The organism is Halobacterium wangiae (assembly GCF_021249345.1).
GTDB classification, from domain to species: Archaea; Halobacteriota; Halobacteria; order Halobacteriales; family Halobacteriaceae; genus Halobacterium; species Halobacterium wangiae.
The window spans coordinates 2,430,914-2,455,750 of record NZ_CP089588.1; the positions used below are offsets into that span (position 1 = coordinate 2,430,914).

Here is a 24,837-nt window from a genome sequence, read left to right on the forward strand (position 1 = left end):
TCTCAGTACAGAATCTCGGCGAGTTCGTCCGCCACGCGCAGGCCGAGGCCACGCTTGTCGCCCGCGTACTCGGTGGTGTCGTCCGCCGTGACGAACAGCGCGCGCGTCTCCTCGTCGCCCATCACGTTCGCGTCGTTCGCGACGACGAACGAGAGGTCCACGCGTTCGATGATCTCGCGAGCAGCGTCGACCATCGCGTCGTCGTTCCCCGACGTCTCGGCCTTGAACCCGACGATCGAGAGGTCGGAGTGAGCGTCGCGCACCTCGTCGATGAGTTTCGGCGTCTGCTCGAACTCGAGCGTGAGGTCCTGGCCGGAGCGGATCTTCTCCTCGCTCGGTTCGACCGTGTAGTCGCTGACCGCGGCCGCCGAGACGAGGGCGTCGGCGTCCGCGCAGGCTTCGAGCGTGGCGTCGAGCATCTCCGCGGCCGTCTCCACCGCGACGGTGTCGGCGTACGGCACCGCGTCACCGTCGTGGACGAGCGTGACGTCGGCGCCCCGGACGTAGCAGGCGGCGGCGACCGCCCGCCCCGTTCGTCCGGACGCCCGGTTGGTCAGCACTCGCACGGGGTCGATGGGCTCGCTTGTCGCGCCACTCGTGACGACGACGTGCCGATCTTCGAGGGGCGTCTCGCCGGCCGCGCGCGCCGCCGCCAGGACAATCGCCTCCTCGGTGGCGATCTTCGCCTTCCCCTCCTCGACCCGCGGGTCGACGAAGTCCACGCTCCAGGATTCGACGCGCTCGATGGCGTCGAGCACGCCAGGGTGGTCGTACATCGGTTCGTGCATCGCGGGCGCGACGACGACGGGGACGCCCGCACCGAGCGCCGTCGTCGCACAGGTCGTCACGGGCGTGTCGTCGACGGCGGCTGCCACCTTCCCCACCGTGTTCGCGGTCGCCGGTGCGAGCAACAGCACGTCCGCCCAGCCGTCGGTCCCGCATAGTTCGACGTGCTCGACGCTCCCCGTGATCTCGGTGACGACGGGGGCGTCGGTGGCGAACTCGACGGCCCACGGGTGGACGATACCCTGCGCGCTGTCGGTCATCACGGCCCGCACGCTCGCACCGCGTCGGCGCAGTTCGTGGGCGAGTTCCACGACCTTCACCGCCGCGATGCTCCCCGAGACGCCGAGCGCGACGTTCACTCCTCCGAGCATTCGTTGGGCATTCGCACCCCTGCCTATAAAAATAGTCGTCAGCGTGCTCGCTGCTGGGAGCGCACGTCGAGGCGACCGGGGTTCTCCGTGCAGCGCGCGCCTCAGTCCTCGTCGTCGACGCTCGGGTGCATCGTCGGCGGGTCGGCAGCCGCGAACGCCGACAGCGCCCGCAGGCTCTCGGCCTCTCGCTCCTCCCGTTCCGCCTCGTCGATCTCCACACAGCCCGGCGGGACGTCGCGGTCGCGGCCCGTGAAGTAGCCCTCGGGGGCGACCCAGTCGTGGTAGATGGGTTCGTCGCTGTCCTCGACGACGGCCAAGCCGGCGGTCGCACCGTGGCCGGCGGCGACGACCGCCTGGTGGTACTGTCTAGCGACGCGACCCGCGGCGTAGAGCCCCTCGACCTCGGTGCGGGCGAATTCGTCGACGGAGAGCATCGTCTTCGACCCGCGTTCGATGCGCTCCAGTTCGAAGTCGTCGAGGTAGGAGACGTCGGGCCACGAGGCGGCGACGACGAAGTCGGCCTCGTGGGCCTCCTCGGCGTCCAGACGGAAGCCACCGTCCGCTCGAGTGACGCGTTCGACGCGCTCGTCCACGAACTCCACGCCGGCTCTGCGAGCCTGCTCGCGGGTCGCCTCGAGGAACGTCCGCGCGTTCACGCCGGCCGGGAAGCCGGGCACGTTCTCGAGGTGGGCGTTCCTGGCGAGAATCGGCTCCCCGGCGTCGAAGACGGTCGTCTCGAGGCCGGCGCGTGCGGTGTAGATAGCCGCGGTCAGTCCCGCCGGACCGCCGCCGACGACTGCGACTCGTTGGCTCATGAGCGCTCGTTGGCGGCGGTGCGTTACAAGCGTCGCGGTACGCCTTTGGCCCCGCGGGCCGAACCCCCAACGTGGACACACTCGAGGTCAGCACCGACGTCCGGGTGCCCCCCGAGGAGGCGTACGCGTTCCTCCTCGACTTCCGGGGGTACGCCCAGTACTCCGAGCACATCGCGTCGGTCCGCCAGCACGGCGACGGCACGCCCGGGACCGAGTACGACATCGAGTTCTCGTGGTGGCGGCTCTCGCACACCGTGCAGTCGCGCGTCACGGGGGTCGACGAACCCCACGAGATACGCTGGGAGGTCGTCGACGGCCTCCGGGCGAACGGGCGGTGGGAGATCGAGGAGACGGCGGCCGGGTCGCGGGTAACGCTGGTCGTCACCTACGACCCGGACAGCGCCAGCGGCGTGGTCGACCTGCCGGCCCTCGTCTCGCTGGACTGGGTCGTCGACAGAGTCGTAGACGTCGTCGAGAAGGAGGGAGAGCGGGTCGTCGAACGCGTCGTCGCCGACCTCGAGGGCGAACCCCGTCCGGTCGAACTGGTCGTCGAGACGCGGTAGTCGTCGCTACTGTTCGTTGTCGCCGTAGTCGCCGCCGTACTTCATGAAGAAGTACGCCATGCCGAGCACGGAGACGAGCGACCCCATGGCGGCGACGCCGAGGGTCTTCGCGCTGTCCGGGAGGATGGACTGGTAGCCAGTCTCCTCCGGCGGGTCGGTGGTGACCTCGACGACACCCTCCATGCCGAGGCTCGCGTGGGGCGTACAGACGTACTCGTAGGTCCCCTCCGTCTCGAACGTGTGCTCGTACTCGAACCCGGAGTCCTCGATGGGTTCGTGTCCCGACCAGTCGCTGCCGTCCGGCTGCGACTCGGGGACGACGTTGTGACCGCCCGACTCCCAAACCCACGTGACGGTGCCGCCGGGCTGGACGTACGCCGTCTCGGGGTCGAAGACGTTGTTGCCGCCCGGGCCGACCGCGACTTCCGTCCCGCCGCCGCCCTCGCCCTCCTCCTGGGCGGCAGCAGTCCCGGTGACTGCCGCTCCGGCGGCCGCTGCGCCGAGGCCAGTTCGGAGGAAACTGCGGCGAGACATCCCCTCGTCTGCTTCCGAGTTCATGGGCGAGCCTAGGGAGCGACGGGTACTGAATACTTTGGTTTGGGCGTCCACCGCGGTGTCGCGACGGAGCGGAGTCTCAGAGCGTGTACGTCTCGGTTCCGTCGAGATCCGCCAGGAACGCCGACGCGAGGTCGACGACCGCGTCGACGTCGTCGGTGTGGACGGCCTCGGTGGGCGAGTGGAGGTACCGCGTCGGCGTGGAGATGGCGCCGACGGGTGTCGCGCCGTGGGTCCGCTGGAACGGTCCCGTGTCCGTGCCACCTGCGGTCAGCACCTCGCGCTGGTGGGGGATGCCCCGCCGCTGTGCCACGTCGAGGAGGTGGTCGACGACCTTCGGGTTGGGGAGGACGACGCCGTCCTTGAACTTGACCGCGGCGCCCTCACCGACTTCGGTGATGTAGTCCTCCTCGTAGATGAACTGCGGGATGTCGTTGGCGGCCGTGGTGTCGAGGTTCAACACCAGGTCCGGGGCGACGTCGAAGCCGACGGCCTCCGCGCCGCGCAACCCGACCTCCTCCTGGGTCGTCGCGACGTAGTGGACCGTCACGTCGGGGTCGACCCGTTCCATCGCCTTCAGCATCGCGTAGACGCTCACGCGGTTGTCGAGGGCCTTCCCGGTGACGAGACTGCCGACGGGTTCGAGGCGCTGGGTGAGTGTCACGCGGTCGCCGACGTGCACGCGCTCGCTGGCCGCCTCCCCGGAGAGGCCGAGGTCGATGAACACGTCCTTCACGGCGTCCGTGTCCCGCATGTGTGGATTCTCGTCCGTGTGGGGCGGTGGCGCCCCGATGACGCCCGCGAGGTCGCCGTCCTCGCCGTGGACGGTCGCGCGCTCCGCGCGGAGGACGCGCGGGTCCCACCCGCCGAGGGAGTCGACCTGCACGAAGCCGTCCTCGCGGACGTGGCGTACGATGAAGCCGATCTCGTCCATGTGGGCGGCCACGAGCACCTCGACGTCCGGGTTCGCGTCGCCCTCCACCGTGGCGACCATGTTGCCCATCGCGTCGGTGTCCACGTTGTCGACGCGGTCCGGGAGGTGGCTGCGGACGACGTCGCGGACTCGCTCCTCGTGGCCGGGTGCGCCGTCCGTCTCCGTCAGTTCTCGGAGCAGGTCGAGGTCGACTGCCATACCCCCTGCGTCGCCTCACAGTACTTAAACCCACGCTTCCCAGTGGCCGACCCGGGTCCGTCGCCGGTCTGGAAGAAACTCTCGTCGTCGGGTCGCGGGTTCCAGAACCCTTTTGCCCGAAGCAGAACCATGCACACCCATGTCAGACGTCGAAGCCGAACTCCGCGAGGAACTCACCGAAGCGTTCTCGGGCGCCGACTTCCCGGTCAAGAACCAGATGGGTCTCGTCCCCGCGCTCCCCAACGGCCCGGCCACCACCTTCGAGGCCGGCGACAAGTCCTTCACTGCGATGGAGCTCGCCACGAAGCTCTCCAGCCGCGCCGAGTTCCCCTACGACAACGTCGACTCGCTCGTCGACGACGTCATCGCGGGGCTGAAGGACGAAGGCGACCTCTGAACCGACTGCGAGACCGAACCCCCGGCGGGCTGCTCCTTCCGTAACGACTTACCGCTCCGTGAGCGTGGCTCAGGTATGACCGAGTGGATCGGCGACACGTTCACGAGCGACACGGGCTGGAACCACCTGGAGACCCTCGTGGACGTCCGCGACCGCATGGCTGGCTCGCCCGGCGAACGCGAGGCCGCCGAGGTGACTCGCGAGGCTCTCGACGACTACTGCGAGGACAGCTGGCTCGACGAGTTCGACGTCCAGGGCTGGACGCGGGGCGACAGCGCCGTCGGGACGCCCCACGGCGAGGCGGACTGCATCGCGCTCCCGCGGAGCCCCAGCGGAGACGCGACGGGGGAACTCGTCGACCTCGGCTACGGGCTCCCCTCGGACTTCGAGGAGACCGACGTCGCGGGGAAGGTCGTGCTCGTCTCCTCGGACGTCCCCGACTGGTACGACCGCTACCTCCACCGCCGCGAGAAGTACTACCACGCCGTCGAGGCCGGCGCAGCGGCCTTCGTCTACGCGAACCACGTCGAGGGCTGTCTGCCGCCCACGGGGAGCGTCGGCACGCCCGAGAACCCGCTCGGCGAGATCCCCGCGGTCGGCGTCTCCAGCGAGGTCGGCGCACGACTCGCCCGCCGCTCCGACGGCGAGTCGGTCACCGTCTCCGTCACCGCCGACGTCCACGACGCCACCAGCCAGAACGTCCACGCCGTCCTCGGCCCCGACACCGACGAGGAACTGCTGGTCACCAGCCACGTCGACGCCCACGACATCGCGGAGGGCGCGATGGACAACGGGGCGGGCACCGCGATGGTCGTCGAGGTCGCTCGCGCGCTCGCCGACCGCGAGGCCGACCTCGACACGCGCGTCCACTTCGTCTGCTTCGGCGCGGAGGAGGTCGGCCTCGTGGGGTCCGCCTACGACGCCGAGCAACGGACCCGCGAGGACGTCCGCGCGGTGCTGAACTTCGACGGCGTCGCCCGCGGACGCACGCTGAAGTTCTACGCCCACGGCTTCGACGCACTCGCCGACGCCGCCCACGGGGTCGCCGACCGCTTCGGCCACCCCGTCTCCGTCACCCCGAAACTCGGCCCGCACTCCGACCACTGGGAGTACGTCAAGTACGGCGTCCCAGGTTACCACGTCGCCAGCGAGACCGGCGGGTCGGGACGTGGCTGGGGCCACACGTTCGCGGACACGCTCGACAAACTCGCGGTCCGGGACTTCCGCGAGCAGGCCATCCTGCTGACCGCACTCGCCGTCGAACTCGCCGACGACGGCTTCACCGTCGCCCACGCCAGCGAGGCGGACATCGCCGCCGCCCTCGAGGACGAGGACCTCGCGGAGGGCATGAAGGTCACCGGTGACTGGCCGTACTGACTGTCGCGTCGCCGACCCGAAGCCCGTAGCTTTTTGCGACTGCCATCCCCCAGTTCCCACGATGAGCGAGACGCCTCTGTGGTCGTGGCCATGACCCGCGTCGGCCTGCTCGGCCCCGACGCCGCCTCGGCCGCCGAACGCATCCGCGACGCGGGCGGCGACGCAGTGGTCGGTCCCGACGCCGACGACGCGAGCGTGGACGTCCTCGTCGCACTCGACGAGGACGCTCTACTCGACGCGCTCGCCGCCGCCCGCGACGTCCCAGTGTTGCCGGTCGACACGGGCCGGGAGTACGGCGGCGTCCCGGCGCCGGGACGGACGCGTGCGCTCGACGCGCTCGCCGCGGGCGACTTCGACGTAGAGACGCGCCAGACCCTCTCGGTCACCGTGGGCGACACCACGCTGCGCGCGCTCGCGGACGTCACGCTCGTGACCACTGAGGCCGCCCAGATATCGGAGTTCGCCATCCGCGCGGACGGTCGCGACGTGGACACCGTGCGCGCGGACGGCGTCGTCGCCGCCACCCCCGCCGGAAGCCACGGCTACGCTGCCGACGCGGGCGGCCCGCTGCTCGCCAGTGACGCGGACGTCGTCGCCGTCGTCCCCATCGCCCCGTTCCGCATCTCGCGGGACCGCTGGGTGCTCGCCCCGCCGACGTCGTTCACGGTGGTGCGCGACGGGCCGGCGGTCGACCTGTACGTCGACGGTCGCGAACTGGGCCCCGTCGCGGCCCACGACGACGTGGAACTCGACTGGGGGGAGCCGTTCCCGGTCGCCACGGTGGCCGGATCCCGCCCGGAACCGACGTTCGACTGAGCGCATTGGAAAAGACATAATACCGCCACACGACGACCAACGACTATGGCAGACCCATCGGTCACGCTCTTCGGGCCGCTCGACACGCTGCTCGCCCCCTACATCGAGTGGGCGCTCCTGGCGATGATCCTTCTGAACTTCCTCAGTCGGCGCGTCGCGCACAGCGCCCACAGACGACGGGCCGACGACGGTGCCGACGCCATCTCGTGGCACCCGTTCCACGCGTTCACGTCGTGGGGGCTGGTGCTGTTGAGCTTCTACTTCCTCACGCTCCACGCCCACGCCGGTATGGTGCTGTCCGCGCTCGTCCTCGGGACGTTCGTCGCGGACTTCTTCGAGGTCGAGGCTCGGAAGGTCGAGGTCCGCGAAGGGCTGGACCTCGAGATGCCGAAGGGGGCGACGGTGGCCGCGACGCTCACGTTCCTCTACATCGGCTACCTCAGTCTCTTCTTCGTCATCGAGCCCTACTGGTCGCAGGTCATCTGAGGCGGCGACCCCAGTAGCGGTCCGTCGCTGTACGCCGGTCGAACACCCCGTGGAGCAGCCAGTTCGTGGCCGCCCGTTCCACTGTGGCCGGGGTCGTCTGAACTCGCCGTCTCGTGTGTTCTGTACTACCACAAGCTACGTCGTCGCACCGGATTGCTCTCTGAGACTCCTCGACGGACACGTGGGCGTAGAGCACGCCCACTCGGCACGTCCCACGAGCCTCACAGTGCTGGCTCAGCCCCGTTAGTTCGATAGCTCCCTGTCCAGCATTCGACGCCCCGTGGAGCGTTTCGACGGCCGGGAGGTCGGCCGAGGTCGCCACTCGACGCGCCGCAGTCGCTGCTCACTGGATAGTCGTCCGGAGGCCGTCCCACCACGTTCGGGAGCCACTCTCCCGTGGCGGCCCGGCCGAGAAGCAGTCGGTTACTCGCCGTTCGCTCGCGCGTACAGCTCGCGACCGATCGGGACGCCGACCCAGAACAGCACCGCCCCGAAGATCGCCAGCCAGAACATCGCCTCGAGCAGCACGACGCCGAGCTGGTCGTACATCGTCAGCCCGTCGGGGATGCTGCCGGTGAGCTGTGCGCCCTCGAAACTCGGCGTCCGATACCAGCCTGCGAGCACCATCCAGATGAGGCCCGCGCCCGTCAGCAGGCCGAGGCCCTTTGCGAACTCGTCAGCCATTGTCGGAGGTTTCGTCGTCGCTGTCTTTATCCTTTGCCATTCCGTCAGCGCGGAACCGCGACGCGAACGCGTACACCAGTCCGCCCGCGGCGATGAGCGCGACGCCTACGACTGCCAGCGGGACGCTCACTTCGCTCGCCGACGCCCGCCCCGCGTTGGTCGCGACGTCCAGCGAGACGAACCCTAGGACGACGCTCACGATGGCGAACAGCGTCGAGAACACCGTCACGGACTTGTAGAGCCGTTCGGGCACGACAACGTCGCGGCCGCGCGTGTCGTCTCCCATCGGGTGAGAAGAGGTGGGGACGGTACTTTACTTCGGCGGACGGAGCTTGTAGTACCGGCGGTTGAGGTCGTACATGTACCCCTCCCGCATCGTCTTCAGGGCGGCGTACGCCATCCCGCCCGCGAGCGGTGGGATGAGGAACGTCATGTCGAACAGCAGGTGGGGGTCCATCGGGATGAGGTTCTTGATCGACAGCGCGCTGATGAACAACGCGAACACGATTCCCATCACGCCGACGGCCGCCCAGAACGGCTGCTCGACGGGCCGCCGTGCGCTCCCCTTGTTGAGGAACGGGACGATGGCGATGAAGCCGACGATGACGACGTTCGCCATCACGCCGTACGTGCGGTCGGCGAGCAGCTTGTCGCCGCCGATGATGGCGAGGTCGGGGTTCAGCGGGCCGAGCTTGAGCAGGCCGAACGACCAGTAGAGGTACCAGTCCGGCAGGATGATTGGCGGCGTCTGGCTCGGGTTGGCGGGCGCGCCCAGGTGGGGTGGCAGCGTCGCCGAGAGGAAGAAGATCATCCCGACGAAGAAGCTCGTGAGCGCGAGGTTCCGGATGAGCTCGTGGGGCCACACCGGGAACGCGAGCACGTCGCGCTCGACGTAGTCGGACTCCTCGCGGAGGTCCTGGTCCTCGCGTCGGGAGCGCTCGAAGTACTCGTAGGTCAGCCGGGAGAGCCCGACGGTGCGCTCCTTGCGTTCGCGCCACGTCGGGGTCTCGTCGTCCGGCGGGACGATACCCGTGCCGTCGGTGCGAGCCGCGTCGTCGTTGGTGTCTTCGGACATTGTTCTAGTGGGGTTCCGCGATTCCCTGCATCCACACCAGCCCGAGGTGGACGCCGATGACGGCCGTCACCACGAACGGGAGGAGGAACACGTGCAGGATGTACATTCTCTGGAGCGTCGCCTGTCCGAGCGAGAAGCCGCCGAACATCAGCTGTGCCACCCACTCGCCGATGAGCGGGATGGAGAGGCTCATCTCGACGCCGATCTGTCCGGCCCAGAACGCCAGCTGGTCCCACGGGAGCAGGTAGCCCGTGTAGCCGAACACCATCGTCAGGCTGAGCAGGATGATGCCGATGAGCCAGTTGACCTCGCGGGGCTCCTTGTACGCGCCCGTGAAGTAGACGCGGAGCATGTGGAGGAACACCGCGGCGGTCATCACCTGTGCGGACCACCGGTGGAGGCTCCGGAGCATGAACCCGAAGTTCAGGTCAGTCATGATGCCGGCGACGGTACAGTACGCGACCGTCCCGCTCTCGATGTTACACGCGCCCGCTGCCGCGGACGGCGAGTAGTAGAACCCGAGTAGCGCGCCGGAGATGGCGGCGACGACGTACGCGAGCGTCGAGAAGAACCCGAGGGAGTACAGCGGATACCAGTACCAGAACTTGTTGTCGAGGTTGTACTGCTCCGTGTGGCTCTTGGGCATCTGGAGGTTGACCCGGTAGTACAGCGTCTCCAGGAGCTCCAGGTAGTCCACGATGCGGAGTCGCTTGTCCAGCCAGACCAGCACCGTGAGGAACGTCGTCTCTATCGGCGTCAGGTCCTTCTCCTCGATCCAGGCTTCGTGGTCGTGGTCGTCCTTGCGTTCGATGCTCATAATATCATTCCTCCGGGCGCGGGAACGCGATAAAGCGCTCCATCACGATGCTGAACGGGTCGTAGATCGACTGGTGGCACGGACAGTAGATGTTGTTGTCCGCGCTCTGGTACGTCGACGAGCGGAAGCCCGGCACGCAGCAGAAGTGCGTACACTTGTTCAGGATGGCGATGAAGCCGTCCTGTGTCGCGGCCTCGAGGAAGTCGATGGCCTCCCCGCTCTCGCTCTGGATCTTCTCCTCGATGCGACTGCTCCGGATGATCTGGATGGGGATGGTGTTGTCGACGTTCTCCGAGCGCCAGGACGCGAGCGCGGGCTTCCCGATGCCCTCGTCGCCGATGTCGTTCGTCCACGTCTCGTAGTCCTGGAAGTCCTCGACGTTCACCTGCCCCGACGTCGGCTGCCAGTCGTAGGAACTCGGGCCACCGGAGTACCGGAAGTAGTTGTCGCCCTCGTAGCCCGGCTGGAGACCCTGGTACTCCTGGACGCCACAGTACTGGAACCAGTCCACCTCGTATGTGATGCCGCCGAGTTCCATGCGGGCGACCTCCACGGTCTGTCCCTGCTGTTCGACCTCCTGGATGTCCGGGTAGACTCCCCGGAGGTTCCCCTCGTCGTCGATCTCGAGGGGGACGATCGGCATCGAGCGTGGGGCCGGACCCGCCGTGTTCTCGACGCCGAAGTAGGTCGTCTGTCCACCGCCTGCGCCTGTCGGGTTCGTGATGGCGTTCAACGTCGCGACGCCGCCGGCGCCGACGCCGGCCATCCCGGCGCTGCCGACGACGCCTTTGACGAACCGGCGACGCCCCGAACTCTCTGGATATTTGTCGTCTTCAGCCATTGGTTATTTCTTGTAGAACGGGTAGACTGCCTGCTTGAACTGTTCGACGGTGCTGCCGACCGTGTCGACGCCGTCGACCTGGTCTTCGCGCACGTAGAGGTCTTCCCACTTCCGGCGGCGCTTCTTCACGATCATCACGTCCGGGAGGAACTCCTTGCGGTACAGCAGGAGGACGAACGAGAGGTCAATGAAGATGGCCGCGAGCAGGAACCCGAGGTACATGTTCCCGACCGGGTCGTACCCCCAGCCCGCGACGAGGCCGTACGTGAACAGCGCGACGAACACGATCTCGATGAGCGTCAGCAGGACGATGGTGATCGTGGCTGCCGTGCTCTCGCGGGCGGGCTCGTAGCGGTGGATGTCGCCGTAGTTGCTTCCTTTCGAGGACATGTTATTCCTTGTTGGGTGCGCTCGCGTGCTGTGATTCGCCGTACTTCAGGACGAAGAACGTGTAGACGAGCGATACGATCATCATCAGGACGGTGGCGATGCCGACGAAGTGCGCCTGGAACGGAACGCCCATTTCTTCGGGGTGGAGTTCCGTCTCGCCTTCCTCGCCCCCGCCGGGTGCCTCCCCGGACTCGTTGACGATGACGACCCCCTCCATGCCGAGGTTGACGTGGGGGTCACAGACGTAGTTGTACTCGCCGGTTGGACCCTCGAACGTGTGCTCGTACTCGAACGGCGGGTCGGCGATCTCCGTCTGGACGTCCCAGCTGGCCTCCTCGGGCACGTCCGTCGCGTGGACGTTGTGACCGGGGCCCTCCCAGACCCACTTGACGGTGTCGCCAGGTTTGACGTACACCTCCGCGGGCTCGAACACGTTCTGGCCGTTGGGACCGACGGCGACCTCCTTCGTCTGGGGTTCTCCGCCGCCGCCCTCCTGGGATTCCGTCCCGTTCCCGGCCGTGTCGTTGCCGGCCGTCCCGTTGTCGGCCGTACCGTTGCCGGAGGTGGTGTTGTTCCCCTCCTCCTGCATGGCGACCGACGTGGGTGACGACCGCGCACCGGCCGCTCCGATGGCCGCCACACCGCCGGCCGAACCGGTCGCGATCTTCAGAAAGTCCCGCCTCTTCATACAGTTTGGAATCAGGAAGGCATCTGCATAAACCCACCGATGGTAGTCCGACGGTGGACCTAACGTATTCGGGTTCTGCGGCCGGGATTCGGGGTTCTCGCGGTCACTCCTCCCGGTCCGTCTCCGGCACGAACGCCGGCCGCTCGCCGTCTCCGAGACCCGCCGAACGCAGTCGGTTGCGGAACTCCTCGGAGCGGAACCTGTCGGAGAGTCGCGCGTTCGCGACGACCAGTAGCATCAGTCCGCCGAACAGCAGGAAGCCGATGCCCGCGATGACGGCGACGATCGCGGAGTCCCCCAGCGGGTGGAGTTCCAGCGTCGTCCCGGCGACGGTGCAGTTGCGTGCGCTCGACCCCACGACCTGCGGGCACGTCCGCACGAGCGGGTCGTACGTGAACGGCGACACGAACAGCAGCAGTCCGGCGACGACCTGCGCGAGACCGACGTACTGCAGCAGCGACGTGCCGATGCCGCTGCTCCCCTCGGGCACGTCCTGTGGGTCCGGCAGCCCCGCGTGTTCGGGCGGGTTCGGCACGTCGTAGTCGTCCATCGAGCAGAGCGCGACGGTCGGCTTCACGTCCCGGAGCACCGTCCCGCGGCCCTCGACGGTGCCGTCCCCGTAGACGATCGCGTACCCCTCGTCGGAGTACGCGAGTACGATCGGATCACCGTCGATGCTGTCCCGCTCGACGACGGCGAACACGTCCCGCGTGGCGACCCGGTGACGGAGGTCGTCCTCGACGCGGTCGAGCAACCGCTCGCCCGTGATCCACGTCTCCGGGTCGAAGGCTGCCTCCCACTCGTCGACGGACATCTCCGCCATCTCGCGCGGGCCGAACTCCTCGAAGTCGTACTCCTCGTCGACCCGCTCGGCGAGGTCCGCAGGGGGCTCCTCGTCCCGCGGGGACGGATCGCCCCCGCCGGCGCTGGAGTCAGTCATCGGCCGAGAGTTGCGGGCGGAGCGGGTAAATCCTTCCGACCTACACGACGGTCTCGGTCACTCGCGTGTCGTTGGCCTCGACAGTGACGTCGTAGGACTGGTATCCCTGGATTCTGGCCTCGAAGACGACCTCCATCCCGCGCTCGACGACGACCCACACCCCGTGGTCTCGGTCGTGGATCTCCCGCGTGAGGTCGAGTTGTTCGCCCGCTTCGAGGTTGTACGTCTGTTCGCCGTCCCTGCCGGGCGCGAGCGTGACTGTCACGTTGTCGACACCGTGGACCGCGAGGACGCTGAAGTGGTCGTTGATGTGGGACGTCCCTACGGCTGTGTGCGGTTCCGTCGAATCGGTGGTGGTCGTCGTTCCCGTCGTCGGTACTGTGGTCGGGTCAGTCGTAGACGCGGTCGTCGAGTCCTCCCCGACCGTCCCGGCACCCGTACAGCCAGCCAGCGCCACGAGGAGAGCGAGCGCGAGTACTCGGCTCGGAGACATGTGCCGAGGGTCACGGCGACCCAGTAAGTGTCTTCTGCCGGTACCGGATCCGGCCATCGGGTGCGTACCCGGGGCGAACCGCTCTCACTCCTCGAACGCGAGACCGATGCGCTCCAGGTCGTTGTCCCGGATCTGGTCGGGGTTGGCCCGCAGGTCCGCCAGCGGGTGGAACCTGGCTTCGAACCCCTCGGCCTCCGGCGTCAGTTCGCCGTCCACGTCCTCGCGCTCGAGCGCGTACGTGAGGAAGTAGAATGCGACGTCCTCCAGTTCCGCGTGTACGACAGTCAGGAACCGCAGGTCGTCGGGGTCTGCCTGGAGGCCGGTCTCCTCCTCGAGTTCACGGACGGCCACCTCCGTGGGGTGTTCGTGGTAGCCCGCGTAGCCGCCGGGCAAACTCAGAACACCCTCGTGTTGCGGTATCGGTTCGTCCAGCACGAGGACGTTCTCGTCGTCGTGCACGACGACGTGTGCGCCCGGTACCGGACAGCGTGAGATGGCGGCCTCGCAGTGCGAACACCACTGCGCCTCGAACTCGTCGAACTCGCGGAACGACAGCTTCTCGCCACAGCGCTGGCAGTAGTCCGGTTCCACCGCGACGGTCTGGAAGTCGATGAACTCCTCGGAACTCATGTGGGAGGCTACCACGCTTCGTGTAGAAAATTTTACTACATCACGAACGTTCCGGACAGTCGGCGTCCGCTGCCGGTTCACCGGGTTCTCGGTGGGCGGGACGAAGCCGAACCCGTTTAGTCACGCGCTCCGAACGACCCGCCATGGTCGAGGACGTGACGATCGCGAGCGTCGCCGCGTTGCTGGTGACGGTGAGTTTCCCCTTCTACATCTACGGTGCGTGGATCATCATCGACTCCGAGACCGTCACCTGGGGCGTCCTCAGACACCACCTCTCGTACATCTTCGTCGGCCTCACGCTCAACACCGTCCCCGTGGTGTTCTGGATGATCCCGAAGCTGTTCGAACAGCTCGGGGGGTTCGCCGCGGTCCACGCGTTCTTCGGCCTCCAGGCGTACGCGTTCCTCGCGTTCGCGCTGACGGGTATCGTGCCCATCCTGCGCGCGAAACGCCAGTACAACCTCTACCACGAACCCGATCAGTCGATCGACATCGGCGAGATACACGAAAACATGGACGCGTGGCGGCTCCGCCTGCGGGCGGGCGTCATCGGCTACGTCGTCTGCTGGCTCGTCGCGTGGGTGCTCGGTGTCATCCGGTTCGGCGTCCGCTACGGGTTCGTCTAACGCCGTCGGTACCAGACGTACCCGAGGACGAGCGTCAGTGCGAGGAGGCCGCCCGCGAAGAACAGCACCCCCGGTGGGAGGCCCTGCGTCGCCGCATCTGCGGCCGCTGTCGTCGTTTCCGCACCGCCGCTCATTACGTCCATCGTCTCCTCGGTCGTCGTCGCTGCGACGTCCACGGCGGCGTCGTCGCCCCCGTTCGTGCCGTAGGTCGACGCCTCCTGTCCGCCCGACTGTTGGCCGAACAGCTGCTGGACGACGAGACTCGACACGCCGAGGACGCCGACGGCACCGAGAATCCGGAGTAGTCTGTCCTTCAGCGACGGTTCGGAGGCCGCATCGGATGCGAACAGGACGAGTGACTCGCTCGCGGGCGCGTACACTTTCATCTCTCGGCCCTGCTCGGAGTACCAAGTGTCTGCGACCTCCACCAGGTCGGCGGCGACGAGCTTCTCGATGTGGTAGCTGGCGTTCTGCAACGACGTGTCGATCTTCTCGGCGACGCTGGAGGCGGTGTCCGGCTCCTCGTAGAGGGTGGAGAGAATCTCCCGGGCGGTCCGCGAGGACAGGGCCTCGAACACCTCGTCGGCCGCGTCCTCGCGGATGCCGACGACGTTCGACCCCTCCCCGCGCTCGACGGACGACCGCCCCGGTAGTAGACGGTTCGCTGGCATCTATGGCGCTGTACACCGGCCACCCTCAAAGCCTCTCTCAAAGCTAAAAGGGGCATTTGACTCCCCGGTAGACGGGGACAAACGCTGGCTTACTGTCGGCCTACGACTGCCTACCACTCGCTGCCGTCGGCCAGATCGACGTCGTGGTCGAGCTTCGAGGACGGACAGATGTCCTCGACGATGCAGTCCTCGCAGTCCGGGTTCCGCGCGGTGCAGGTGGCGCGGCCGTGCGCGATGAGCCAGTGCGTGTAGTTCTTCCAGTGCTCGCGGGGGACGACGGGCATCAGGTCCTGCTCGATGGCCTCCGGGCGCTCCTCCTCCGTGATACCGAGCCGTCGGGAAAGTCGCTGGACGTGCGTGTCAACAACGATCCCCTCCGTGATGTCGTGTGCGTGCTGGAGGACGACGTTCGCGGTCTTTCGGCCGACACCAGAGAGGTCGGTCAGTTCGGCCATCGTGTCCGGCACCTCGCCGTCGTGCTCCTCGAGGATCGTCGCCGCGGCGCTCTTGATGTAGCCCGCCTTGCTGTTGAAGTAGGTGATGGAGTTCAGGTCCTCGGCGAGTTCCGCCTCGTCGGCGTTCGCGTAGTCCTCCGCAGTCTGGTACTTCTCGAAGAGGTGTGCCGTCTCCTTGTTGACTCGTTCGTCCGTACACTGCGCGGAGAGGACGACCGCGACGAGCAGTTCGAGACGGTTCGAGAAGTTCAGCGAGATCTCTGGGTCGGGGTACTCCTCGCTCAGCCGGTCGATGACCTCCGTCGCCTGCTCCGTCGGCGTTCCGAGCGGCGTTCCCATACTCCCTCCTCGCTGCTTTCCCCCTTCGCTGTAACGGAACCGGACGAACGTTCAAGTACGAGAACGGGACCAGCCAGTCGCGTGATCTGACCTCTACGGCGGGGTGTTCGCGGGAGCGCGGCACGCCACCCCGTCGTCGTCTCACTGTGCCGCCTGTCAGCCCACTTCCGGGACGTTTAAGCGCGCGACAGTTCCGCTTCGTGGTATGAAGGCGACCGCGCGAGCCCACCCCATCCAGGGGCTCGTCAAGTACCACGGGATGCGTGACGAGGAACTCCGTCTCCCGTACCACGACTCCATCAGCGTCTGCACCGCCCCGAGCAACACCACGACCACGGCCGAGTTCGACCCCGACCTCGACGAGGACGTCTACCGCATCGGTGGCGAGGTCGAGACCGGTCGCGGCGCCGAGCGCATCCGGACGGTCGTCGACGAGGTGCGTCGTCGCGCGGGCTTCGACCACCGCGTCCGTCTCGAGAGCGAGAACAACTTCGCGTCGAACATCGGTCTCGGGTCCTCTTCATCGGGATTCGCGGCGGCGGCCCTCGCGTGCGTCGAAGCCGCCGGCCTCGACCTCACGCTCCCCGAGGTCTCGACCATCGCCCGCCGGGGCTCCTCCTCGGCCGCGCGCGCCGTCACCGGCGGCTTCTCGGACCTCTACGCCGGCCTGAACGACGAGGACTGCCGCAGCGAGCGGCTGCCCGTTGCAGACGAGATCGCCGACGATCTCCGCATCGTCATCGGCGAGGTCCCCTCGTACAAGGAGACCGAGCAAGCCCACGCGGAGGCCGCGGACAGCCACATGTTCGAGGCGCGACTCGCCCACATCCACGACCAGCTCGCGGAGATGAAGGACGCGCTCCGCGAGGGCGACTTCCACCGTGCCTTCGAGACGGCCGAGCACGACTCGCTGTCGCTGGCCGCCACGACGATGACTGGGCCCGCGGGCTGGGTGTACTGGCAGCCCGACACGCTCGAGATCTTCAACGCGGTTCGCGCGCTCCGCGACAACGGCGTCCCCGCGTACTTCTCGACCGACACCGGGGCGACCGTCTACGTGAACACGCGCGTCGACCACGTCGACGACGTGGAGGCGGCTATCGCCGACTGTGGCATCGACACCCATGTCTGGGAGGTCGGTGGCCCCGCTCACGTCGTCGACGAACCTCTGTTCTAGCCCGCCGGGACGCGTACGGTTTTGGCGTTCGCTCCCCAACGCCCAGTCATGCGTGTCGTCGTTCTCGGCGCGGGGTACGCTGGCGTGGTACTGGGCAACCGACTGGAGCGCCGCCTCCCGTCCGGCGTGGAACTCGTCGTCGTCGACGACACTGGCGACCACCTCGTCCAGCACGAACTCCACCGGGCTATCCGTCGCCCCGAGTTCGCCGACGACATCACGGTGCCCCTCCGGGACATCTTCGACCGCGCGCGAGTCGAAGTCGCGACCGTCGAACGCGTCGACACCGACGACCGGGCCGTCCACCTCGCAGACGGCACCAGCATCGACTACGACGTGGCCGCGGTGTGTCTCGGCGCGCAGACGGCGTACTACGGACTGCCGGGAGTCGAAACGCACTCGGTTCCGCTGAAGCGTCTCGCGGACGCCGACCGGATCCGGCGCGAGTTCCGCGACGTCGTCGGCGCTGGTGGGGGAACTGTCGTCGTCGGGGGCGCTGGCCTCTCGGGCGTCCAGACCGCAGGTGAACTCGCCGCCTTCGCCCGGGAGCAGGGCGTCGCAGACGCCGTGGACGTCCTCCTCGTCGAACAGTACGAGGACGTCGCGCCGACGTTCCCCGCGTCGTTCCAGCGTGCGGTTCGCGAGGAACTCGACCGGGAGGGCGTCGAGGTTCGGACGGACGTCACCGTCGAACAGGCGACCGAGAGCGCGGTCGAGACCGAGGACTTCGTGGTTCCGTACGACCTGTTCGTCTGGACCGGTGGCATCCGCGGTGTCGACGCAGTCGGTGGCGAGCGCGTAGACGTGCGTGCGGACCTCGCGACCGACGAGCAGACGCTCGTCGTGGGAGACGCGGCGAGAGTGGTCGACTCGGAGGGGCGGGCGGTGCCGGCGAGCGCGCAGGCTGCGGTCCGGGAGGCGAGGGTCGCGGCGCGGAACGTCCAGCGGCTAGTCGCCGACCGGCGGGATGCCTCCGAGGGGTTCCGGCCCCGACTGGAGCGGTACACGTTCGAGTCGCCGGGCTGGCTGGTGAGCGTCGGCGACGGCGCCGTCGCCCAGGTCGGCCCCAGCGTGTTCCGCGGGAGGGCCGCGAAAGCCCTCAAGACCGGAGTGGGTGCGGGCTACCTCGCGTCGGCGAGCGGGGTTCGGAGCGCCGTCGAAATTGTCCGCGAGGAGTTCTCGGGAGAGCGGCCCAGACGGTCGTAAAGTGGGAGCCAGCCCGGCGCTCATAACCGGAAGAAATGCTGGATGTCCGTTCTGTGCGGCTTTCGACCCCTGAGAGAGCTGTCATAGTCGGAACGCATTTATATGATTCGAGTATATGCGTTGGTATGTCACAACGAATCAATAGGCGTGACGTCATTCGGGGCGTAGGGGCAGCAGGTATCGTCGGTCTCGCAGGCTGTACCGGCGGTGATGGTGATGGTGACGGGGATGGTGAGGACACTACGACGACCGAATCGGACGACGGTGGCGACACCACGACGACCCAGTCCGGTGGCGGGAACACGGACCGCACCATCAGCCAGGGAGTGCTCCTCCCGACGACCGGTGGGCTCGCGGACCTCGGCGAACCGATCAAGAACGCGGCAGTGCTGCCGCAGGTCGTCCTCGAGGGGGAGACGGACTTCGAACTCGACTTCAACGTCCAGGACACCCAGACCGACCCGAACGCCGCACAGTCCGCCGCACAGACGCTGCGGAACGGCGGCTACCCGGCGGTCACGGGGGCGGCGTCCTCCGAGGTGAGCATCGCCGTCTACGAGAACGTCTTCATCCCGTCGGGGATGGTCGGCTGTTCGCCGGCGAGCACGTCGCCGGACATCACGGACATAAACGACAACGGGCTCGTCTACCGGACGGCGCCGACTGACGCGCTGCAGGGACGTGTGCTCGCAGAGGTCGCCACGGAACGCCACGAGGCGTCCACCGCGGCGACGATGTACGTGAACAACTCCTACGGCCAGCTGCTGTCGGACAGCTTCGTCTCCGCGTTCGAGGAGCGCGGCGGCCAGATGACCGACCAGGTGTCCTTCCAGAAGGGACAGTCGTCGTACTCCTCGCGTCTCTCGCAGGCGCTCAACGGCGACCCGGACACCCTCGTCGTCATCGGCTACCCGGAGAGCGGCATCCAGCTGTTCCGTGACTTCTACGCGGACTTCGACTCGGACGTCCCGATCATGGTCACGGACGGCCTCCGCTCGGCGAGCCTCCCGGCGGACGTCGGCAACTCCCTCGACAACGTCACGGGGACGGCGCCGCTCGCTGCGGGTCCAGGCCGTGACTACTACGAGCAGCAGTACCGCGAGGAGTACGGCCTCGCGGAGGACGAGGACCCCGGCGTGTTCACCGCGCAGGCGTTCGACGCGACGGCGGTCTGTCTGCTGGCCAACGCCGCGGCCGGCGAGAACGACGGCGCGGCGATCGCCGAACAGATGCAGGCGGTCGCCAACCCCGAGGGCCAGGAGGTCACGCCGGAGAACCTCGCCGAGGGTCTCGAGATGGCCGCGGCAGGTGAGGACGTCAACTACAACGGTGCGTCGAGCGCCATCGCGTTCGACGAGAACGGCGACCTGACCGCTGCGACCTACGAGTACTTCGGCTTCCAGGAGGGCGGCGGTATCGAGAGCATCGACACCATCGAGTTCTCCGCGTAACGCTCGCCACGACCACCCGATTCTTTCGCGTACGAACTCCGAGTAGCGGCCGGTCCGTCTTGATAAACGCTGTCGTCGTTCTACCCGCCTGCAATCGCAGGACGGCAGTAGAATTCCAGCGCGTCTACGCCGGCGGCGACGGCGGCGTTCTGACGGAGGACGCCGCCACCGACGGCGACAACGACGTGCTCGTGAGCAACGTCGCGGCGTTCCTCGTCACCGGCGAGAAGGGCGCCGGCGAACCGCCGAGCGGCGGGAGCAGCGGCCAGCAGCCGTCCGGGTTCGAGAGCCGCTCGTACGCGGCGCACCTGGCAGCCTGACCGGGCGACGACCCTGGCACGCTCCGGGACCGTCGACTCGAACTACTCTCGCCGTTGCTGTCCGTGTCGTGATAGGAGAACTGATTTGTCGGCGCGGTGGGAGCAACGGACGTGAGCAGTGAACACACCGACGCTGTCGACTGGGTTACGTTGATCGGACCGGCGCTCGGCTTCGCCGTCGGCGGCCTCGTCGCCGGGTTCGCGACGTTGTCCGCGTGGTCGAACGCGTACATGAACGCGAACCCGGCGACGGGAACCGTCTCCGGCGGGTCGCCGCTGGTCGTCGCTGGGCTGTTCGTCCTGGGAGTGGCCGTGATGTTCCTCGCGGCGAGCGTCGGCCTCGACAGAATCCTTCGAGTGGCCGAGTGAACGCGGGCCGGGCTACCCGCCCAGGAACTCCTGGCGGACCTCGTCGTCCTCCAGGAGCGCCGTGCCCTCGTCCATGTAGCTGTTCTGCCCGTTGACGAGCACGTAGCCGCGGTCGCAGCGCCGGAGTGCCTCCTTGGCGTTCTGCTCGACCATCAGCACCGAGGTACCGTCGGCGTTGATGCGGTCGATGCGGTCGAACATCTCCACGACGAGGTCCGGGGCCAGACCCGCAGAGGGTTCGTCGAGCATCAGCAGGTCGGGGTCGAGCATCAGCGCCCGCCCCATCGCGAGCATCTGCTGCTGGCCGCCCGACAGCGACCCGGCCTTCTGGCTCGCGCGTTCCTCGAGGATCGGGAACCGGTCGTAGACGTCCTGGATGCGCTCCTCGGGCAGATCGTCGAGGATGTACGCGCCCATCTCGAGGTTCTCGCGGACGGAGAGCCCCGCGAAGACGTTCTCGTTCTGGGGAACGTAGCCGATGCCCTCGTGGATGATGCTCTCCGGTTCGCGGTTCTGGATCTCCGTGTCGTCGAACGTGACGGTGCCGCCCATGTACGTCGTCAGCCCGAAGACGGACTTCATCACGGTCGACTTCCCCGCGCCGTTCGGCCCGACGATGGTGACGTACTCGCCGTCCCGGACGTCGAGGTCCACGTCGGTGAGCACCTGGAGGTCGCCGTAGCCGGCGTCGAGGTCCCGCACTGCGAGGATGCCCGCCTCCCCCTCGGGGAGCGTCGCGTCCCGCGACGCTTGCTCGCTCATACCTCACCTCCGAGGTAGGCCTCGATGACTTCCTCGTTGTTCTTGATCTGTTCCGGCGGGCCCTCGTCGAGGACTCGGCCCTGGTGCATGACGATGACGTGTTCGCAGTTCTCCATGATGAGGTCCATGTCGTGTTCCACCAGCAGGAAGGTCAACCCCTGCTCGCGGAGGTCGTGGATGCGGTCGAGCAGTTTCTCCTCGAGCGTCGGGTTGACGCCGGCGAACGGCTCGTCGAGCAACAGCATCTCGGGGTCGGTCATCAGCGCCCGCGCGAGTTCGAGGAGTTTGCGCTGACCGCCCGAGAGGTTGCCCGCGTACTCCGTCGCGAGGTGGTCGAGTTCGAAGAACTCCAGGGTCTCCCACGCCTGCTCGCGGAGTTCGCGCTCCTGGTCGACGACGCTGCCCCGCGTCCCCGGGAGCACCGACCGCGTGATAGACTCGCCGCGCTGACCGCCCGGCGCGACCATCACGTTCTCCAGGACGGTCATCTCGTCGAGTTCGCGCGCGATCTGGAACGTGCGCACGAGGCCGCGGTGGACGATGTCGTGTGGCTGCTCGCCGCTGATCTCCTCGCCGCGGAAGTAGACGTTCCCGTTGTCCGCCTCGTGGACGCCCGTGATGCAGTTGAACGTCGTCGACTTCCCCGCGCCGTTCGGTCCGATGAGACCAGTGAGTGACCCCTCCTCGACGGAGAACGTCGCCCCGTCGACGGCCGTGATGCCGCCGAACTGCTTGCGCAGTCCCTCGACGCGAAGCGGGAGTCCACGGGGGACCTCCTTGGCGCCCTCCTCGACGTCGGAGTCCATCGTCTCCGGCTCGACGTCTTCGGGGACGTCGGCGTCGTCCGGCAGGTCGGCGTCGGCGACGTCGTCAGTCATCGGTCTCACCTCCGTCTGCGGCGGCGGTGGCGTCGCCTCTCGTGGAACTCGGACGCGTGTCCGCGTCGAGGGAGACGCTCGCGGCGGTCTCCTTGCGCGCTCCGAGCAGTCCGTCCGGTTTCCGCTGGATGAGCACCACGAGCAGGATCCCCATCCCGATGAACCGGAGCGTGTCGATGTTGCCGAGCATGAATCCGGCGAGCGGCGCGAGGTTGCCGCTGGCGATCGGGACCAGCGCCTCGATGAGGTTCGCTGGACTCGCCGCCACGTCGAAGGACTCCCGGATGATCGAGCGGATGATCGGTGGCGCCTCGAACAGCAGGCTGGCGAACAGCGCGGCGCCGAGCACGCTGCCCGTGTTCGAGCCGGCACCGCCGATGATGAGCGCGATGAAGATGTAGAACGTGATGTTCGGGCGGAACGTCACCGGGGTCACGGACGCCCGGGGCCCCATCGCGAACCAGAGGATGCCCGCCAGCCCCATCAGCCCGCAGCCGAGCGCGAACGCGCGAACTTTGAAGTTCTGGGTGTCCTTCCCGAGGGACTGCGCGGCCGTCTCGTCCTCGCGGATGGCCTTCAGCACGCGCCCGAACGGGGACTTCCCGGTACGCTCGAGCAGCAGGTAGACGAGCAACAGCACGACGAGCACGCCGATGGTGTACAGCGTGTTGACGACGGCGAACTGTCTGATGCCGTACTCCGCGCCGAACGAGAACAGCGCCTCACCGAACGCGTTCGGCTCCGAGAACGGGTCGCTCGGGTCGCTCAGGAGCAGGTGGTTGACCGGGCTTATCGGGAGGTTGCCGAACCCTCTGGCGCCGCCGGTGACGTCCGCGAACGCCGGTGAGTTGTACGTGATGCGGATGATCTCGGAGATGGCGACGGTGACGATGGCGAGGTAGTCGGCTTTCAGCCTGAGTGCTGGCAGCGCGGCCACCAGGCCGACGATCGTCGCCGCCAGGATGCCGCCGAGGATGCCGACGGGGAGCGGGAGTCCGAGGCCCGGTGGTGTCCCCGCGGGCGAACTCGACAGCATCGACACGGTGTACGCGCCGACGGCCATGAACCCCGCGACGCCGATGTTGAACAGGCCAGCGTACCCCCACTGGATGTTCAGCGCGAGCACGACGATACCGTACACCGCCGCGAGGAACGTCACGCGACGGACGAGCGCCAGCATGCCGGAGTTCCCGTAGCCGAGGTGGTTGCCGAACGCGTAGAACACCGCCCAGATGGTGATGAACATCGCCGCCACTTTCGCGGCGTCGTTGGCGAACACGCGCCGGAGCGGGTCGAGTGCGTCCTGGGTGGTGGAGTCGCTCATGCGGTCTTCACCCCGCTGAAGATGCCGGACGGACGGAACAGGAGGACCAGGATCATCAGTGCGAACGCGGTGGGCCGCGCGAACGACGCGAAGTCGCCCTGCAGCCAGATGAGCGAGACGCGGCTCGCGAGGCCGATGAGGAGGCCGCCGGCGATGGCGCCGTAGATGGAGCCGATGCCGCCCATGATGACCGCGGCGAAGATGAGCAGGAGCAGCAGCCAGCCCGTCTGGAAGCCGAGGCCGCCCTGCGAGAGGACGAGCAGGAAGCCGGCGGCACCCGTCATCCCGGCGCCGATGATCCACGTCGACTTGATGACGCGTTCAGTCGGGATGCCGGTGACCTGGGCGAGCGCGCGGTTGTCCGCCATCGCGCGCATCGCCTTCCCGAGTTTCGTCCGCTGGAGGAGGATATGCAGCGCGACCATGAGGACGCCCGCGACAACGACCAGCGTCACCTCGTGGGCGTCCACGATGACGCCCGCGAGGTTCACCGACGGGAGACTCTCGCTGGACGTGACGATGCGGCGGTTGTTCCCGAAGACGAGCGCGACGAGGTAGCGCACCGCGAACGCCACACCGATGGAGGCGATGAGCAGGGAGATGCCGTCCGCGTTCCGCATCGGCCGGTATACGAGGCGGTCGAGGACGAGCGAGAGCACGATGGTCATGGCCGCCGCGAAGACCAGTCCGACGACGATGGCGGCTGGCGACAGCCAGATGTTCGCGCCGGCCTGCAGTGGCGGGGTCTGGAGCAACACGAGGCGCACGAGGTTGACGTCCGCCATGCTGTTCGTCCCGAATCCGGTGACGAGGCTGACGACGCTCTCGCTGAACGCGAAGAGGCCGCCGACGCCGGCGATGATGTAGGCGACCGCCCACCCGGAGAACGCGCCGGCTGTGAGGTAGTCACCGTGTGCGAAGTTCGCGAAGTTCAGGATGCTGTACGTCAGCGACAGGCCGATACTCGCGAGGCCGATGACGGCGCCGATGACGATGCCGTCCCAGATGTAGCCCGCGACCTGGCCGGCGGCGATGGTCCCTCCGAAGGGACCGAGCGACACCCACGGCAGGTCGAGTGGGCCGATGGAGATGCCGGCGAGTTTGGCGAGTAAGTCGAGGAGGAGGAACGCGCCGAAGAGAACGACGACGGCGGCGCCAGGGTTCCCCCTGGAGAACTCGACTCCCCGTTCGACTGCGGTTTCTGTGTCCATGTGTGTTTTTCTCGTGGTAGCCTGAGACACGGAGGAATAAATAAACCCCGTTCGTCGGGCAGTCTCGAGGGGGTCGAACCCGGCCCAGGCGGAATCGCCCCGGGGCCCAGAGAGCTGTAGCTACCCGAGTGACACATCGGAACTGAACCTCCGCCCCCTGCAGGTACCGTCGCCAGTCGATCCGCGTGTCGA

31 protein-coding genes are annotated in these 24,837 nt (G+C 67.6%); 11 read left to right on the plus strand and 20 right to left on the minus strand.

Annotated elements, in window-relative coordinates:
* Window positions 1-2 precede the first annotated feature (2 nt).
* A complete protein-coding gene (coaBC, locus tag LT965_RS12765; RefSeq protein WP_232701187.1) occupies window positions 3-1,157 on the minus strand; it encodes a bifunctional phosphopantothenoylcysteine decarboxylase/phosphopantothenate--cysteine ligase CoaBC in 1,155 nt (384 codons plus the stop codon).
* 101 nt (window positions 1,158-1,258) lie between these two features.
* Complete coding sequence (locus tag LT965_RS12770) at window positions 1,259-1,972, minus strand: NAD(P)/FAD-dependent oxidoreductase (RefSeq protein WP_232701188.1); 714 nt, start codon at window positions 1,970-1,972, stop codon at window positions 1,259-1,261.
* A 71-nt stretch (window positions 1,973-2,043) separates the two neighbouring features.
* Between LT965_RS12770 and LT965_RS12775 the strand changes: the two genes are divergently transcribed.
* Window positions 2,044-2,535 carry a type II toxin-antitoxin system RatA family toxin gene (locus tag LT965_RS12775; RefSeq protein WP_232701189.1) on the plus strand — a complete coding sequence of 164 codons (492 nt, stop codon included), beginning with the start codon at window positions 2,044-2,046 and terminating at the stop codon, window positions 2,533-2,535.
* A gap of 6 nt (window positions 2,536-2,541) precedes the next feature.
* Here the strand turns inward: LT965_RS12775 and LT965_RS12780 are convergent, their stop codons facing one another.
* The gene (locus tag LT965_RS12780) at window positions 2,542-3,093 is read right to left on the minus strand and encodes a plastocyanin/azurin family copper-binding protein (protein ID WP_232701190.1); all 552 of its coding nucleotides are present in this window, start codon (window positions 3,091-3,093) and stop codon (window positions 2,542-2,544) included.
* 76 nt (window positions 3,094-3,169) lie between these two features.
* Window positions 3,170-4,222 carry a M42 family metallopeptidase gene (locus tag LT965_RS12785; protein ID WP_232701191.1) on the minus strand — a complete coding sequence of 351 codons (1,053 nt, stop codon included), beginning with the start codon at window positions 4,220-4,222 and terminating at the stop codon, window positions 3,170-3,172.
* Between the two features lie 139 nt (window positions 4,223-4,361).
* Between LT965_RS12785 and LT965_RS12790 the strand changes: the two genes are divergently transcribed.
* The 4 genes from LT965_RS12790 (at window position 4,362) to LT965_RS12805 (ending at window position 7,298) form a co-directional block, all read left to right on the plus strand.
* Window positions 4,362-4,619 carry an MTH865 family protein gene (locus LT965_RS12790; protein WP_232701192.1) on the plus strand — a complete coding sequence of 86 codons (258 nt, stop codon included), beginning with the start codon at window positions 4,362-4,364 and terminating at the stop codon, window positions 4,617-4,619.
* Window positions 4,620-4,694: 75 nt separating this feature from the next.
* Window positions 4,695-5,996 (plus strand): M28 family peptidase, encoded by a 1,302-nt coding sequence (locus LT965_RS12795; RefSeq protein WP_232701193.1) that lies wholly within the window; start codon window positions 4,695-4,697, stop codon window positions 5,994-5,996.
* Window positions 5,997-6,086: 90 nt separating this feature from the next.
* Window positions 6,087-6,812 (plus strand): NAD(+)/NADH kinase, encoded by a 726-nt coding sequence (locus tag LT965_RS12800; RefSeq protein ID WP_232701194.1) that lies wholly within the window; start codon window positions 6,087-6,089, stop codon window positions 6,810-6,812.
* Window positions 6,813-6,857: 45 nt separating this feature from the next.
* Window positions 6,858-7,298, plus strand: coding sequence for a DUF7313 family protein (locus tag LT965_RS12805; RefSeq protein WP_232701195.1), 441 nt, complete (start codon window positions 6,858-6,860; stop codon window positions 7,296-7,298).
* 423 nt (window positions 7,299-7,721) lie between these two features.
* On the opposite strand, the gene LT965_RS12810 is transcribed toward LT965_RS12805, so the two are convergent.
* The 10 genes from LT965_RS12810 to LT965_RS12855 all read right to left on the minus strand — a co-directional run bounded on the left by LT965_RS12810 (window position 7,722) and on the right by LT965_RS12855 (window position 13,856).
* On the minus strand, window positions 7,722-7,982 hold the full coding sequence (locus LT965_RS12810; protein ID WP_232701196.1) for a DUF7314 family protein: 261 nt from the start codon (window positions 7,980-7,982) through the stop codon (window positions 7,722-7,724).
* Entirely contained in the window at window positions 7,975-8,268 is a 294-nt protein-coding gene (locus LT965_RS12815; RefSeq protein WP_232701197.1) for a DUF7315 family membrane protein, read from the minus strand. The genes LT965_RS12810 and LT965_RS12815 overlap by 8 nt, the downstream gene beginning before the upstream one ends.
* Window positions 8,269-8,295: 27 nt before the next feature.
* Window positions 8,296-9,057: a cytochrome b family protein gene (locus LT965_RS12820; protein WP_232701198.1), complete on the minus strand. Its 762-nt coding sequence runs from the start codon at window positions 9,055-9,057 to the stop codon at window positions 8,296-8,298.
* 4 nt (window positions 9,058-9,061) lie between these two features.
* Complete coding sequence (locus tag LT965_RS12825) at window positions 9,062-9,874, minus strand: cytochrome b (protein WP_232701199.1); 813 nt, start codon at window positions 9,872-9,874, stop codon at window positions 9,062-9,064.
* Between the two features lie 4 nt (window positions 9,875-9,878).
* Window positions 9,879-10,715 (minus strand): QcrA and Rieske domain-containing protein, encoded by an 837-nt coding sequence (locus tag LT965_RS12830; RefSeq protein WP_232701200.1) that lies wholly within the window; start codon window positions 10,713-10,715, stop codon window positions 9,879-9,881.
* A gap of 3 nt (window positions 10,716-10,718) precedes the next feature.
* Window positions 10,719-11,105, minus strand: a complete 387-nt coding sequence (locus LT965_RS12835; protein ID WP_232701201.1) for a DUF7318 family protein — start codon at window positions 11,103-11,105, stop codon at window positions 10,719-10,721.
* 1 nt (window position 11,106) lies between these two features.
* Window positions 11,107-11,793 (minus strand): plastocyanin/azurin family copper-binding protein, encoded by a 687-nt coding sequence (locus LT965_RS12840; protein WP_232701202.1) that lies wholly within the window; start codon window positions 11,791-11,793, stop codon window positions 11,107-11,109.
* Window positions 11,794-11,896: 103 nt separating this feature from the next.
* Entirely contained in the window at window positions 11,897-12,733 is an 837-nt protein-coding gene (locus LT965_RS12845; protein ID WP_232701203.1) for a DUF7319 domain-containing protein, read from the minus strand.
* A gap of 40 nt (window positions 12,734-12,773) precedes the next feature.
* Entirely contained in the window at window positions 12,774-13,226 is a 453-nt protein-coding gene (locus LT965_RS12850) for a hypothetical protein (protein WP_232701204.1), read from the minus strand.
* A gap of 84 nt (window positions 13,227-13,310) precedes the next feature.
* Complete coding sequence (locus LT965_RS12855; protein ID WP_232701205.1) at window positions 13,311-13,856, minus strand: NUDIX hydrolase; 546 nt, start codon at window positions 13,854-13,856, stop codon at window positions 13,311-13,313.
* A 143-nt stretch (window positions 13,857-13,999) separates the two neighbouring features.
* Between LT965_RS12855 and LT965_RS12860 the strand changes: the two genes are divergently transcribed.
* The gene (locus LT965_RS12860) at window positions 14,000-14,482 is read left to right on the plus strand and encodes a DUF7321 family protein (protein WP_232701206.1); all 483 of its coding nucleotides are present in this window, start codon (window positions 14,000-14,002) and stop codon (window positions 14,480-14,482) included.
* Here LT965_RS12860 and LT965_RS12865 read toward each other — a convergent pair.
* Both LT965_RS12865 and nth read right to left on the minus strand, forming a co-directional pair.
* Window positions 14,479-15,153 (minus strand): ArsR/SmtB family transcription factor, encoded by a 675-nt coding sequence (locus tag LT965_RS12865; protein WP_232701207.1) that lies wholly within the window; start codon window positions 15,151-15,153, stop codon window positions 14,479-14,481. The genes LT965_RS12860 and LT965_RS12865 overlap by 4 nt on opposite strands.
* 110 nt (window positions 15,154-15,263) lie before the next feature.
* The gene (gene nth / locus LT965_RS12870) at window positions 15,264-15,947 is read right to left on the minus strand and encodes an endonuclease III (RefSeq protein ID WP_232701208.1); all 684 of its coding nucleotides are present in this window, start codon (window positions 15,945-15,947) and stop codon (window positions 15,264-15,266) included.
* 205 nt (window positions 15,948-16,152) lie between these two features.
* Between nth and mvaD the strand changes: the two genes are divergently transcribed.
* From mvaD to LT965_RS12895, 5 genes are all read left to right on the plus strand, one after another.
* Window positions 16,153-17,124 (plus strand): phosphomevalonate decarboxylase MvaD, encoded by a 972-nt coding sequence (mvaD, locus tag LT965_RS12875; RefSeq protein WP_232701209.1) that lies wholly within the window; start codon window positions 16,153-16,155, stop codon window positions 17,122-17,124.
* 48 nt (window positions 17,125-17,172) lie between these two features.
* Window positions 17,173-18,330 (plus strand): NAD(P)/FAD-dependent oxidoreductase, encoded by a 1,158-nt coding sequence (locus LT965_RS12880; protein WP_232701210.1) that lies wholly within the window; start codon window positions 17,173-17,175, stop codon window positions 18,328-18,330.
* 125 nt (window positions 18,331-18,455) lie between these two features.
* Window positions 18,456-19,781, plus strand: coding sequence for an ABC transporter substrate-binding protein (locus tag LT965_RS12885; protein ID WP_232701211.1), 1,326 nt, complete (start codon window positions 18,456-18,458; stop codon window positions 19,779-19,781).
* A gap of 59 nt (window positions 19,782-19,840) precedes the next feature.
* Window positions 19,841-20,101, plus strand: a complete 261-nt coding sequence (locus LT965_RS12890) for a hypothetical protein (protein WP_232701212.1) — start codon at window positions 19,841-19,843, stop codon at window positions 20,099-20,101.
* A gap of 111 nt (window positions 20,102-20,212) precedes the next feature.
* A complete protein-coding gene (locus LT965_RS12895) occupies window positions 20,213-20,470 on the plus strand; it encodes a hypothetical protein (protein ID WP_232701213.1) in 258 nt (85 codons plus the stop codon).
* A gap of 12 nt (window positions 20,471-20,482) precedes the next feature.
* On the opposite strand, the gene LT965_RS12900 is transcribed toward LT965_RS12895, so the two are convergent.
* The 4 genes from LT965_RS12900 to LT965_RS12915 are packed head-to-tail and all read right to left on the minus strand — an operon-like array spanning window position 20,483 to window position 24,645.
* The gene (locus LT965_RS12900; RefSeq protein ID WP_232701214.1) at window positions 20,483-21,232 is read right to left on the minus strand and encodes an ABC transporter ATP-binding protein; all 750 of its coding nucleotides are present in this window, start codon (window positions 21,230-21,232) and stop codon (window positions 20,483-20,485) included.
* Window positions 21,229-22,110 (minus strand): ABC transporter ATP-binding protein, encoded by an 882-nt coding sequence (locus LT965_RS12905; RefSeq protein WP_232701215.1) that lies wholly within the window; start codon window positions 22,108-22,110, stop codon window positions 21,229-21,231. The genes LT965_RS12900 and LT965_RS12905 overlap by 4 nt, the downstream gene beginning before the upstream one ends.
* Window positions 22,103-23,434: a branched-chain amino acid ABC transporter permease gene (locus LT965_RS12910; protein WP_232701216.1), complete on the minus strand. Its 1,332-nt coding sequence runs from the start codon at window positions 23,432-23,434 to the stop codon at window positions 22,103-22,105. The genes LT965_RS12905 and LT965_RS12910 overlap by 8 nt, the downstream gene beginning before the upstream one ends.
* On the minus strand, window positions 23,431-24,645 hold the full coding sequence (locus LT965_RS12915; protein ID WP_232701217.1) for a branched-chain amino acid ABC transporter permease: 1,215 nt from the start codon (window positions 24,643-24,645) through the stop codon (window positions 23,431-23,433). Before LT965_RS12915 ends, LT965_RS12910 begins: the two co-directional genes overlap by 4 nt.
* Window positions 24,646-24,837 lie beyond the last annotated feature (192 nt).